Source organism: Methylobacterium platani (assembly GCF_001653715.1).
Taxonomy (GTDB): Bacteria; Pseudomonadota; Alphaproteobacteria; order Rhizobiales; family Beijerinckiaceae; genus Methylobacterium; species Methylobacterium platani.
In genome coordinates, this window is record NZ_LWHQ01000017.1 from 1 (window position 1) to 12,719 (window position 12,719).

The window sequence follows — 12,719 nt, forward strand, 5'->3', positions numbered from 1 at the left end:
TCCCGCGCTTGTTTCTAGAGGAGATTTTCCCGGACAGCCTTGCGCCCGCGGGGAGAGGGGAATCCCGCGCCTCTGACCGGACAGCCCTCCATCATCCTGGGATCTGAATTCCGCCGGCGACCCCGCACAGGCTGTCAGGCCGCCCGCACCGTCCCCAGGAAGCGCTCGACCTCGGCGCCGAGGCGCGCCGCCTCCTGCTGCAGCGCCGAGGCCGAGGCGAGGACGCGGGTCGCGGCCCCTTCCGTCTGCTCCGCGGCGCCGGCCACGCCGGCGATGTTCGTCGTCACCTCGCCGGTGCCGCCGGCGGCCTGGGCGACGTTGCGCACGATCGCCTGGGTCGCCGCGCCCTGCTGCTCCACCGCGTCGGTCAGGACGACCGCCACCGCGTCGATCTCCTCGATGGGTCCGGCGATCGCCGCGATGGCGGACACCGCCTGCTGGGTCGAGCCCTGGATCCGGCCGATCTGCTGGGTGATCTCCTCGGTGGCCCGGGCGGTCTGGCCGGCGAGCGCCTTGACCTCGGCGGCGACGACCGCGAAGCCCCGGCCCGCCTCGCCGGCCCGCGCCGCCTCGATGGTGGCGTTGAGGGCCAAGAGGTTGGTCTGCCCGGCGATCGACGAGATCAGCCCGACCACGTCGCCGATGCGCGCGTTGGCCGCGCTCAGGTCCTGGACGAGGGCGGTCGTCCGCTCCGCCTCGCCCACCGCGGCGCGGGCGAGGCCGGCCGCCCCCCGGACCTGCCGGCCGATCTCCTGCACCGACTGGCCGAGCTCCTCGGCCGCCGCCGCCACGGTGCCGACGTTGACGGCCGCCTGCTCGGCCGCCGTCGCGACCGCGAGCGAGCGGATCGCCGTCGCGCCGGCGGTGCCGGACATGGTCCGGGCCGTGGCCTGCAGCTCCGTCGCGGCGCCCGCCACCAGGGCGACGATGCCCCCGACCGCGCCCTCGAAATCCTCGGCCATCGCCCGCATCGTGGCGCGCCGCTGGGTGTCCGCGTCGGCGCGGGCCTCGACGGTCTCCGCTTCCAGGGCCCGGCTGCGGATGAGGGTGTGGCGAAACACCTCGACGCCCCGGGCGACGGCCCCGATCTCGTCGCGGCGGCCGAGATCCGGGATCGCCGCGTCGGCGTCGCCGGCGGCCAGGCGGTTGATCGCCGCGGTCATCCGGTCGAGGGGCTGGGTGACGCCCCGCACGACCACGACGGCACCGAGCCCGGTCAGGAGAACGACCCCCGCCATCAGGGCGGCGTTGACCGCGAAGGCGCGCTGCGCCTCCGCCTCCGCCGCCTCGGCGAGGCGGGCGAGCTGCCCCACCGCCAGGCTCGGAAGGGCCTGGAGCGTGTCGAGGGCCGGCACCACCACCCGGGTGTAGCCGTCGCTGGTCAGGGCGGTCGCGTACTGGCCGGTGATCGCCTCCAGCAGGGGGCCCACCATCTCGCCGTAGGTGCCGCCGAAATGGGTCGACCGGGCCTTCGCCACGGCGGCGGCCAGCGCGGCGCCGTCGGGCAGCCGGCGGACGGCCTCGTCGATCTGCTGGAACAACGCCTCCGCCTGCCCGTACCGAACGAGGATGGCGGCGGCCTCCTGCCGCGTCAGCGGGCTCCGGGCGGCCAGGGCCCGGCCGATCGCGACGCCGACATCGCCGGCCGTGCCGCGGACGATCCAGCTCGCGCGCCGGATCTCGATCAGGTCGGCCAGCTGCCGGTCCCCGGCCCTGATCGGCTGCTCGATGGCCGTCGCGAGGGCGTCCAGCGTGACCAGCATCGCCGGGATGTGGGTGGAGACGGCCGCGACGACGCCGGGATCGCGCTCGGCCCGGGGCCGCGCCGCCTGACGGTCGACCTCGCCGCGCAGCGCGCGGAGCCGGCCATAGGCCGCCGCCGCCGCCGCCGCCTCGCCGAGGCCGGCCCGCTCCGGGCCGATCCGGCGGAGACGCTCGAAGACCTCGTCCATTCCCCGGTCGACCTCGCCGCGCCGCTCCGACAGCCGGACGGCGTTCACGGCGGCCGCCTGTCCGTCGTACTTCAGGACCCCGCTCGAATAGGTCAGTTCGTAGCGCAGCCCATTCATGGCGGAGAGGAGGATCTCGTCGACCTTCGCCAGCCGCGTGATGTTCTCCGAGGCCGTCCAGGCCTGCCGCGACCGCAGCAGGCCGAGACCGAACGTGCCGAGGGCGATGAACGACAGGACCGCCAGGATGGCGATCAGCTTGGATTTCAGTGACAAGGATGTCATTCCCGGCGCATCCAGGTAGGAGTGTCGTGCGCGGTGCAGCGTACGGATGGTTTCCTCGGAGGACGGACTGACGATCTCTCGATGGATCGACAATGGCCGGCCGACGCGAGGGAGGTTGTCCGGAAATTAACTACGACAGATTAATGAAATGACGCAAGGGTAACGAGAAACGACCGGATCGGACGAGGACATCCGGCCGAGATGTTTCCGGGCGATCTCCGGCCCAGCCGCCGCGACGACGGCGCCGCCGTCGCGGGGGCCGGCATCCGTCGTCAGGCGACGTCGAGCCCCAGATCGACGATCGGCGCGCTGTGGGTGATCCACCCCGTCGAGATCAGATCGACCCCCGTCGCCGCGACCGCGCCGACGGTTTCGCGGCTGATCCGGCCCGAGGCCTCGCTGACCGCGCGCCCGTCGATCATCGCCACCGCCCGGCGTAGGGTGTCCGGCGTCATGTTGTCGAGGAGGACCGCGTCGGCGCCGACCGACAGGGCCTCGTCGAGCTGGGCGAGGGTGTCGACCTCGACCTCGATCTTGACGAGGTGGCCGATTCCGGCCCGCGCGCGCCGCACCGCCGGGGCGACGCCGCCGGCCACCGCGACGTGGTTGTCCTTGATCAGCACCGCGTCGTCGAGGCCGAAGCGGTGGTTGGCGCCCCCACCCGCCCGGACCGCGTGCTTCTCCAGGGTCCGCAGGCCCGGCGTGGTCTTGCGGGTGCAGACGATGCGGGCCTTGCCGTGCGGCCGCGCGGCCTCGACCAGGGCGGCGGTGGCGGTGGCGACGCCCGAGAGGCGGCAGAGCAGGTTGAGGGCGACGCGCTCGGCCGAGAGGATCGCCCGCGCCGGGCCGTCGAGGGCGATCACCGCCTCGCCCGGGGCGACCCGGCCGCCGTCCGGCCGCAGCACCCGGACCGTCACGTCCGGATCGAGGAGCGCGAAGGCGAGCATCGCGGCCTCCGTCCCGGCGACGACGCCGTCCTGGCGCGAGACGATGGCGCCGGAGAACCGCGCCCCGGCCGGGACGATGCTGTCGGTGGTGAGGTCGCCGGCGCGGCCGAGATCCTCGAGGAGGGCCGCCCGCACGATCGGCTCGACCATCAGGCGGGGCAGGGGAGGGAGCGGGAGAGTGTCGGTCATCGGGCCTCCTGAGGGATGGGGCCCGCGACGGCATCCGCCGCCGCCAGGGCCTGGCCTAGGGTGATCTCGGTGGAACGGGGGGCGGATTGCCCCGGATGATCGGCCCGCCAATGGGCGCCGCGGCTCTCGCGCCGGCCGAGGGCGGCGACCGCGACGAGCAGGCCCGCCGCCGCCTCCGCCGAGCCGGCCCGCGCGAGGGCGGCGAGCCGGGCCACCGCCCGGGCGAGGCCGGCGGCGTCCCGCACCAGCCCGACCTCCGCCTCCATCAGGGCGCGGATCTCCGGCAGCGCGTCCGGGGCGGAAACCGGGTCCGGGGCGCGGCTCGGGCCGGCGGCCCGGCCCTCCATCCCCCGGATGTCCGCCGCGATCAGGTCGGCGAAGGCCATCGCCTCGAGGAGCGAGTTGCTGGCCAGCCGGTTCGCCCCGTGCAGCCCGGTCGCCGCGACCTCGCCGCAGGCCCGGAGGCCGGGGAGCGAGGAGCGCCCGCGCCCGTCCACCCGGATCCCGCCCATGTGGTAGTGGGCCGCGGGCCGCACCGGGATCGGGTTCGTCGCCGGGTCGAGCCCGGCGGCCCGGCAGAGGGCGGCGACGGTCGGGAAGCGGCGCGCGACGTCGAGGCGGCGCGCGTCGAGGAACACCGCCTCGCCGCGGCCGGTGCGTAGCGCGATCGCCCGGGCGACGACGTCGCGCGGCGCCAGTTCGGCCCCGCTGATGCCGGCCATCACCCGGCCGCCCCCGGCATCGACCAGGATCGCGCCCTCGCCGCGCAGGGCCTCGGTGGCGAGCGGGAGCGGACCGCCGGTGGACACCGCGATCGCCGTCGGGTGGAACTGCACGAATTCGGGGTCGCGCAGGACCGCCCCGGCCCGCGCCGCGAGCACGAGGCCGGAGCCGACGGCGCCGGCCGGGTTCGTGGTCGAGCGGTAGAGCCCGCCGAGGCCGCCGGTCGCCAGCACCACCGCCCGGGCCGGCAGGTCGATCGGGCCATGCCCGGTCCGGACCGCGAGGCCGGTCACCCGGCCGTTCCCGTCCTGCATCAGCGCCGTCGCCCGCCCGACCACGACCGTGACCGACGGGCAGGCCGCCACCGCCCGGGCGAGGGTGCGCAGCACCGCCGCGCCGGTGGCGTCGCCGCCCGCCTTGACGATCCGGCGACGGGAATGGGCCGCTTCGAGGCCGAGCGCCGGGGCGCCGTCCGGCCCGCGGTCGAAGGCGAGGCCGAGCCCGGTGAGCCAATCCACCAGGCCGGGACCGGCCTCGGCGACGCGCCGCGCCACCTCCGGGTCGCTCAGGCCCGCCCCGGCCGCGAGCGTGTCGGCGGCGTGGAGGGCGGGGGCGTCGTCCGCGCCGATCGCCGCCGCGATGCCGCCCTGCGCCCAGGCGGTCGCGGTCTCCTCGCCGAGGGACGCGGCGGTGACGAGGGTGACGGGGAGCGGCGCCAGCCTCAGGGCCGTGGCGAGGCCGGCAACGCCGGCCCCGACCACGACGACGCGATCGGCGCTCACGGCCGCACCGCCAGCATGCGCTCGACGGCGCGCCGCGCCGGGGCGATCAGCGCGTCCGGCACCGTGACCTCGTGGGTCAGCTCTTCCAGGCTGCGCCGGATTTTTCCCAAGGTGATCCGCTTCATGTGCGGGCAGAGGTTGCACGGCTTGACGAAGGCCACGTCCGGATTGCGGATCGCGAGGTTGTCGGCCATCGCGCATTCGGTGATCAGCACCACCTGCGCCGGCCGGCGCGTCTCGACGTAATCCTGCATCGCCGCGGTCGAGCCGGCGAAATCGGCCTGCGCCACCACCGCGGGCGGGCATTCGGGGTGGGCGAGCACCGTCACGCCCGGATAGGCCTCCCTCGCCTCGCGGATGTCGTCCGCCGTGAAGCGCTCGTGCACCTCGCAATGCCCGGCCCAGGTCAGGATCTCGATGTGGGGCAGCTCGGCCTGGACGTTGCGGGCGAGGTACTCGTCCGGGATCATCAGGACGCGCGGGGCGCCGAGCGACTCGACCACCGCCTTCGCGTTGCCGGAGGTGCAGCAGAGATCCGATCCCGCTTTCACGGCCGCGGAGGTGTTGACGTAGGTCACCACCGGCACGCCCGGGTAGCGGCGGCGCAAGTCCCGCACGTCGGCGGCGGTGATCGAATCCGCCAGCGAGCAGCCGGCCGCGGGATCGGGGATCAGCACGGTCTTGTCCGGGTTCAGGATCTTGGCGGTCTCGGCCATGAAGTGCACGCCGGCGAGCACGATCACGTCGGCATCGGTGCGAGCGGCCTCGCGAGCGAGCGCCAGGCTGTCGCCGACGATGTCCGCCACCGTGTGGAAGATCTCCGGTGATTGATAATTGTGCGCCAGCACCACAGCGTTGCGCGCCCGCTTGAGCGCCTGGATCGCCGCGATGTCCTCGGCGAGCGCCGGCCACTCGATCGCCGGCACGTGGTGGCGGACCCGGTCGTAGAGCGCCGCCAGGGGCAATGTCGCAGGGGGACGTGTCGCAAGGGGAGGATCGCCCGCCCGGTCGAGGAATGCCGCGTCCATTCGCGCCTCCGAGATATGCTCATAATGAGCATTTACCCGGCTAGACTAGTCCCGGGATCCGGGCCTGTCCAGATATGTTTGATCTGAGCATAAGTGCGTCAGGACGACGCGGATCGAGGGCGCGATCCCCCTGCCGGCGGCCTCAGCCCGCCCGGCCCGCCGGCAATCTCAGGCCGGGGGCGGGCCGTTCCAGCAGCACCTCGCGGCGGAAGCGCATCAAGCGGGCCGGGCGGCCGCCGGTCTCGGCGGTGACGGACTCGGTCTCCTCGACGAGGCCCTGCTGGGCGACGAGGCGGCGGAAATTCTGCTTGTGCAGCAGCACGCCCGACAGGGCCTCGACCACCCGCTGGAGCTGGCCGAGGGTGAAGGCCGGCGGCATCAGCTCGAAGACGACCGGCCGGTACTTGATCTTGCCGCGCAGGCGCCCGAGGGCGGTGGCGAGCATGCGGCGGTGATCGAAGGCCATCGCCTGCCCGGCGAGGCTGTCGGCGGCCCCGGCTTCCGGCACGAGGCCGGCCTCGAACAGGAGCTCGTAGCGCTCCAGCACCCGCTCCTCGTTCCAGCCGCCGGCCGCCCCGAAGGTCAGGCCGATCCGGTCGCCGCGGCGCCGGCCCTCCGCGGGGCTCGCGGCCTCCTCGGCCCAGGCCTCCAGGCGGGCGACGACGGCGTCGAGGGCGGGCGGCCGCCCGGCCCGCCGGTCCTCGTAGGGGAAGTAGCGGTACCAGCTTTGCCAGGTCGCGTCGGCGGCGGGCCGCGCCTCGCGCACCAGGGCGAGATAGGCGACCGAGAGGGCGTGCTGGCCGCCCTCGTCCCTGCCGTCCCGGCGGCGGTCGCGGTCGCCGAAGGTGTAGAGCTGCTCGACGTAGCCGAGGCTCTGGCCGGTCTGGCGCTCGACCCAGGCCCGCAGGCCCCGCTCCAGGGTCGGATGCGCCGGTTCGAGCGGTCCCGCCGGCAGGCCCTCGCCCCGGCCGGCGGGCTGGCCCGCCACCGGCACGGTGAGGACGCGCGGCTCGTCCAGCGTCGCCGCCAGGATCGCCGCCGCGAGGCCGACCAGGGGTGCCGCCGCACTCGGTTCCGCCTCGTCCATCGCCCGCCCCCTCCGACCCGGCGGGGACTTACCATGATCGGCTGCCCTGACCAGTCTTTCGGCCCATATTCTGTCAGGGCTTCGCACCGGCAAACGACGGCGCCTCAAGGTGCGATGCGGCGCGCCTCGATCCGCGGGACCGCCGCCTGCACGGTGACAGCGTAATGGTCGCCCTGGACGACCTCCAGAATGGCGCGAGTCCGGTAGGCGACGACGTTCGTGCCGCCGACATGCCGCAGGCTGTCGTACAAGAGGCCGTGCCCGCCGGCCGCCCGCACGGCCTCGCCGAAGCGTTGCGACGCGGTGTAATCCTGAGGATCGAGGATCCCCGGCAGCTCAGGCGGTGTCCCGCGCAAGTCGCGGTAGCGGCCCTCGAGCCGCGCCGTATAGATGCGATAGGTCCGGGTCAGCGCTGGTAGGTCCGTCGCGACCGCCTCGCGGCGCAGATTATGACCGACCTCGGCCACCGCGGTGCGCAACGAGGCGGCGGCGTACCAGGCGCCGAGATCGGCGCCGTTGAAGCGCATGCCCCCGGGCGCCACGTGCAGGAACGACGCCATGACGACGCTCGCATTCGGCCGGCCGTAGACCCACTCCGCCTCGGGCAGTCGGGCAAGCCGCTCCGCCACCAGGCGGTCGTTGGTCCACCCGGCCAGGTCCATCACCGCCGCGAGATCGGCGGCGGTCGCGACGGTGTCGAACAGGCCGATCGGCGGGAAGCGCGACGGGATCAGCCGGTAGGTCGGCTGCGGCGCCGGCGCGTCGGTCACGCGAGAACCGGTCACGCAAGAGCTGGTCATGACAGCACGATGTCGGCGTCGGTGACGGGAGCGGCGTCGCGGTCGACCGCGTTCGGGGCCAGGAACAGGCCGCCGCGGGCGGCGTCGAGGAAGCGGCGCACGGCGAGAAGCCCGTCCTGCGTGCCGCCCGTCACCAGGGCGAGCGGCGGCTGCCCACCGAACAGGGGCGCCCGGTGCGGCCGACGCAGCCAGGCGATCCCCTCCTGCTCGTCGGCGTACAGGATCCCCAAGGCCTGATGGATGCCGAGGAGAGCCGAGATCCGCGTCAGCACGTCGACGCCGAGTGCGAGATCCTGGTGCTCCCGCGCAGCCTTGAGCCAGCCGTAATAGGTCGAGCGCGACGGTAGCCCGAGGATCAGCAGGCGCTCGCCCTCGTCGAGACGCCACAGGTCGGCGATGGCCGTGAAGGTCCGCAAGGCCGGTCCGCTCAGGCGGCGCCGGTTCGCCGGGGAGAAACGGTCCGCGTCGAGCCGCGACGGACCTGCATCGATCGCCGGGATCGGCCGGGCACGAGCTTCGGCCATGGCATACCTCCAGTCTGGATCAAGATATAGTCCAGATCCGGACAAGTGCCAACCCGGCCGCTGCGTTCCCTCACGCCGGCACCCGCACCGTCGCCCTGAGGCCCCCGAGCGGCGAATCGTACAGGGCCACGTCGCCGCCATGCGCCCGCGCGATGTCGAGGGCGATGGCGAGGCCGAGGCCCGATCCGCCGGCATCCTGGCGGGCGTCGTCGAGACGCACGAAGGGCTTGAACACCTCCTCGCGCTGCTCGGGCGGGATGCCCGGGCCGTCGTCGTCGATCGAGACGGCGAGCCAGCGCGCCTCCTGGCGGGCGGTGATCGCGATCGTGTCGCCGTAGCGCGCCGCATTGGCCGCGAGGTTGAACAGGCAGCGCCGGAAGGCGTCGGGCCGGACCGTCACGGTCGACTGGCCCTCCAGCGTCACCTCGGAGACGTGGCCGCCCAACCGCTCCACGTCGGTGCGCACGTCCTCGAGCAGCGCGCGCAGGTCGATGGCCGCGGCCGGCTCGCCGGAATCGCCCTTGGCGAAGGCGAGGTAGGCCTCCAGCATCCGGCTCATCTCGTCGACGTCGCGCTGCAGGTCGTCGATCTCGGGGGTCTGTGGCAGGAGCACCAGGGAGAGCCGGAAGCGCGTGATGATGGTGCGTAGGTCGTGGCTCACCCCGTTGAGCATCGTGGTGCGCTGCTCCATCGCCCGCTCGATGCGCCGCTTCATCTCGATGAAGGCGTGGCCGGCCTTGCGCACCTCGCGGGCGCCGCGGGGGCGGAAATCGAGTTCGCGGCCCTTGCCGAAGCTCTCCGCCACGTCGGCGAGCCGCAGGATCGGCCGGATCTGGTTGCGCAGGAACAGGATCGCGACGCCGAGCAGCACCATCGAGGAGCCGCCCATCCAGAGCAGGAAGATGTGCGAGTTCGAGGCGTAGGCCTGGCTGCGCCGGGCGATCACCCGCATCACCCCGCCGGGAATCTCGACCCGGATCTCGATCAGGTTCGAGCGCCCGACGGTGTCGATCCAGAACGGCCGGGCGATCTGGCGCCGGATCTCGTCGGACAGGGCCTCGTCGAGGAGCGAGAAGAACGGCCGCGGGCCCGGCACCGGGAGCTTCGCCCCGTCCAGGATGTCGACGTCGAGGTTCAGGCGCTCGCTGGCGATCCGCTCCAGGGTCTCGGAGCCCTTGTCCTGGGGATAGCTCTCGTAGATGTCGATGAGGGCCGCGACGTCGGCGGTCACGGCGGCCGAGAGGCGCCGCGTCACCAGCTGCCAGTGCCGCTCCATGAAGGTGTAGGCGATCACCGATTGCAGCAGCACCATCGGGGCGATGATGATGATGAGCGAGCGGGCGTAGAGCCCCTTCGGCAGCCGGTCGCCGATCACGCGGCCGAGCCGGCGCCAGGCCCGCCGGGGCGTCGGCAGCGTCCCGGCCAGGGTGGGGGCTGCCATCCCGTTAATCCAGGACCAGCCGGTAGCCGACGCCGCGCACGGTCTGCACGTAGCGCGGATTGGCCGGGTCGTCCTCGATGCGGCGCCGCAGGCGGTTCATCTGCACGTCGACGGTGCGCTCGTTGGCGGCGCCGTTGGTGCCGGTCAGCGCCTCGCGCTCGACGTTGCCGCCGCGGGCGAGCGCCAGGATGGTCAGGATCTCGCGCTCGCGCTCGGAGAGGCGGATCGCCTCGTCGTCGCGGGTGAGCTCGCCGCGCTCGATGCGGAACTGGAACGGCCCGAAGCGCACCGCGTCGAGGGGGGCGGCCGTCCCGTCGGCGGGTCCCCGCGCGTTGCGGCGCAGGATGTTGTTGAGGCGCAGGATCAGCTCCCGCGGCTCGAAGGGCTTCGGCAGGTAGTCGTCGGCGCCGATCTCGAGCCCGGTGACCCGGTCGTTCGGGTTCGAGCGCGCGGTCAGCATCAGGATCGGCACGCTCGAGGTCAGGCGGATCTGGCGGGCATAGTCGAAGCCGGTCTCGCCCGGCATCATCACGTCGAGCACCACCGCGTCGAAGACGAGGCTGCGCCCGCGCGCCCGCGCCTCGGCGGCGCTCGCCGCCGCCGTGACCCGGTAGCCGTTCTCGCCGAGGAAGCGGGCGAGGAGGTCGCGCAGGCGGCGGTCGTCGTCGACCACCAGGATGTGGGGAGCGTGGTCGGGGAGTTCCGCCCGGGGGGCGACGGCGGGATCGGCGCTCACGGCGTCGCCTCGGGGGCGGGATCGCCGCGGGCCGGATCACCGCCTGCGATCAGCCGGCTCACGCCGGCGCGCTCGCCCGGCTCGATCATCGCGAGCAGGAACCGGCTCGCCGGATCGCGCAGGGCGGGGCCGGCTTCCGCGAGCGCCCGGCGGACCCGCTCGCCCTGGACGCCGGCGAGGCGCTGGGCGAGCGCGCGCCCTTCCGGCGTGCAGGTGAGGAGGCGGTGGCGCCGGTCGCTCGTGCCGGTGCGCTGCGCGATGTAGCCCTGCTCGATCAATTCCTTCAGCACCCGGTTCAGGCTCTGCTTGGTGATCCGCAGGATATCCAGGAGTTCGGCGATGGTGAGGCCGGGATGCCGGTCGACGAAGTGCAGAACCCGGTGATGGGCGCGGCCGAAGCCGTACTCGGCCAGGATGCGGTCGGGATCGGCGACGAAGTCGCGGTAGGCGAAGAACAGCAGCTCGATCAGGTCGTAATGCGGCGCCTCGGCGGGCTCCCCGCGAGCCGGTTCCCCTTGATCCGTCCCGGCATGGGCGTAGCCTGCCTCCCGCGCATCCTCGTTGGCGGCGTCCGGGATGGGGGCCGGACGGGTCCGGGCGGCCTGGGTCACGGGTCGCACCTCTTCGCGGGAGAGGGCCTTCGCGGGCCCTCGTCATTTATGTCAGTCTTGTTGACATATCTCAGCCTCGTTGATAGGCGTCAACCCCGCCGGCGAAACGAACGAACGCCCCGCGCCCCGCTCGAGCACGAACGTTGCGCGAGAACCAGCCAGGCGGAAACGAACGCATACGAGGATCATCGTCATGTCCGTCATTCCCTTCGACCAGCGTGAAGGCCACATCTGGTTCGACGGCCGCATGGTGCCGTGGGCGGACGCGAAGATTCACGTACTCAGCCACGGCCTGCATTACGGCTCCTGCGTGTTCGAGGGCGAGCGGGCCTATGGCGGCGAGATCTTCAAGTGCACCGAGCACTCGCAGCGCCTGCGCCGCTCGGCCGAGCTCCTCGACTTCGAGGTCCCGTACTCGGTGGCCGAGATCGACGCCGCCAAGAAGCTGGTGCTGAAGGAGAGCGGCCTTTCGGACGCCTACCTGCGCCCGGTCGCCTGGCGCGGCTCGGAGATGATGGGTGTGTCGGCGCAATCCAACACGATCCACCTCGCCATCGCGGCGTGGGAGTGGCCGAGCTACTTCGACCCGGAGACCAAGATGAAGGGCATCCGGCTCGACCTCGCCGATTACCGCCGGCCCGATCCGCGCACCGCGCCGTCGGCCTCGAAGGCGGCCGGCCTCTACATGATCTGCACGATCTCCAAGCACCGGGCCGAGAACAAGGGCTACGCCGACGCCCTGATGCTCGACTGGGAGGACAACGTCGCCGAGTGCACCGGCGCCAACGTGTTCTTCATCCAGAACGGGGTGATCCACACCCCGGCCGCCGACCGCTTCCTCAACGGCATCACCCGCCAGACCGTGATCGATCTGGCGAAGCGCCGCGGCTACGAGGTGGTCGAGCGGCGCATCCGCCCCGAGGAGATGGCGGGCTTCTCGGAGTGCTTCATCACCGGCTCGGCCGCCGAGGTCACCCCGGTCTCGGAGATCGCCCAGTACCGCTTCACCCCGGCGGCGATGACCAAGACCCTGATGGACGACTACTCGGCCGAGGTGCGGCCGCGCGCCAAGGCCGCGTGATCGGGCATTGCGCGAAGGCGGCCTGACCCTCGCGACGCGCGCACGAACCGAAGGCCCCGGGCGGGAGACTGCCCGGGGCCTTCGCGCGTCCGGATCCGTGATTTGCGGGGACAAGCGCCGCCTGCGGCGGTCGGGCCGGGAACGCGGGCGGGGGCTCGCCCGTTGTCTGGTCGGAACATTCAGGGAACATCGAGGGCCCCCATGACCGCCAAGACCGCCGCCAAGAAGTCCGAGACCGAGACGCACGAGACCGAGAACCCGAAGCAGGATCCGAAGGACACCTCGAACCGCATCAAGGATCCGAAGGACTGGACCACCGGCTCCGAGCCGATGACCGGGGCGCAGGCCTCCTACCTCAAGACCCTGGCCGAGCAGGCCAAGGACGACGAGGCGTTCGACCCGGACCTCGACAAGGCGGAGGCGTCGCAGCGGATCGACGCCCTGCGCAAGGAGACCGGCAAGGCCTGAGCGGGCACGCCCCTCCCGCGCGGCGGCCTTCCCGGAGCCGCCGCGCCGCGGCCTCGTCCCCACCTCGT

Annotated in this window: 12 protein-coding genes; 2 read left to right on the forward strand and 10 right to left on the reverse strand. The window is 73.1% G+C overall.

The window, feature by feature from the left end:
* Positions 1-134 precede the first annotated feature (134 nt).
* The 10 genes from A5481_RS09790 to A5481_RS09835 form a co-directional block, all read right to left on the reverse strand.
* Positions 135-2,234, reverse strand: a complete 2,100-nt coding sequence (locus A5481_RS09790) for a methyl-accepting chemotaxis protein (RefSeq protein WP_048436125.1) — start codon at positions 2,232-2,234, stop codon at positions 135-137.
* Positions 2,235-2,506: 272 nt separating this feature from the next.
* Positions 2,507-3,370 carry a carboxylating nicotinate-nucleotide diphosphorylase gene (nadC, locus tag A5481_RS09795; RefSeq protein ID WP_048436126.1) on the reverse strand — a complete coding sequence of 288 codons (864 nt, stop codon included), beginning with the start codon at positions 3,368-3,370 and terminating at the stop codon, positions 2,507-2,509.
* Positions 3,367-4,875: an L-aspartate oxidase gene (locus A5481_RS09800; RefSeq protein ID WP_048436127.1), complete on the reverse strand. Its 1,509-nt coding sequence runs from the start codon at positions 4,873-4,875 to the stop codon at positions 3,367-3,369. Before A5481_RS09800 ends, nadC begins: the two co-directional genes overlap by 4 nt.
* A complete protein-coding gene (gene nadA / locus A5481_RS09805) occupies positions 4,872-5,903 on the reverse strand; it encodes a quinolinate synthase NadA (protein WP_048436128.1) in 1,032 nt (343 codons plus the stop codon). The genes A5481_RS09800 and nadA overlap by 4 nt, the downstream gene beginning before the upstream one ends.
* A gap of 142 nt (positions 5,904-6,045) precedes the next feature.
* Positions 6,046-6,990, reverse strand: coding sequence for an NUDIX hydrolase (locus A5481_RS09810; RefSeq protein WP_048436129.1), 945 nt, complete (start codon positions 6,988-6,990; stop codon positions 6,046-6,048).
* A gap of 104 nt (positions 6,991-7,094) precedes the next feature.
* Entirely contained in the window at positions 7,095-7,775 is a 681-nt protein-coding gene (locus A5481_RS09815; RefSeq protein ID WP_425339762.1) for an RES family NAD+ phosphorylase, read from the reverse strand.
* A gap of 11 nt (positions 7,776-7,786) precedes the next feature.
* Entirely contained in the window at positions 7,787-8,314 is a 528-nt protein-coding gene (locus A5481_RS09820; RefSeq protein WP_048436131.1) for an MbcA/ParS/Xre antitoxin family protein, read from the reverse strand.
* Between the two features lie 70 nt (positions 8,315-8,384).
* Entirely contained in the window at positions 8,385-9,755 is a 1,371-nt protein-coding gene (locus A5481_RS09825; RefSeq protein WP_048436132.1) for an ATP-binding protein, read from the reverse strand.
* 4 nt (positions 9,756-9,759) lie between these two features.
* Positions 9,760-10,491 (reverse strand): response regulator, encoded by a 732-nt coding sequence (locus A5481_RS09830; RefSeq protein WP_048436133.1) that lies wholly within the window; start codon positions 10,489-10,491, stop codon positions 9,760-9,762.
* Positions 10,488-11,102 carry a MarR family winged helix-turn-helix transcriptional regulator gene (locus A5481_RS09835; protein ID WP_156312024.1) on the reverse strand — a complete coding sequence of 205 codons (615 nt, stop codon included), beginning with the start codon at positions 11,100-11,102 and terminating at the stop codon, positions 10,488-10,490. Before A5481_RS09835 ends, A5481_RS09830 begins: the two co-directional genes overlap by 4 nt.
* A 193-nt stretch (positions 11,103-11,295) precedes the next feature.
* On the opposite strand from A5481_RS09835, the gene A5481_RS09840 reads away from it, so the two are divergent.
* Entirely contained in the window at positions 11,296-12,183 is an 888-nt protein-coding gene (locus A5481_RS09840) for a branched-chain amino acid aminotransferase (RefSeq protein ID WP_048436135.1), read from the forward strand.
* Positions 12,184-12,384: 201 nt separating this feature from the next.
* Positions 12,385-12,651, forward strand: coding sequence for a DUF3072 domain-containing protein (locus tag A5481_RS09845; RefSeq protein ID WP_064503920.1), 267 nt, complete (start codon positions 12,385-12,387; stop codon positions 12,649-12,651).
* Positions 12,652-12,719: the final 68 nt, after the last annotated feature.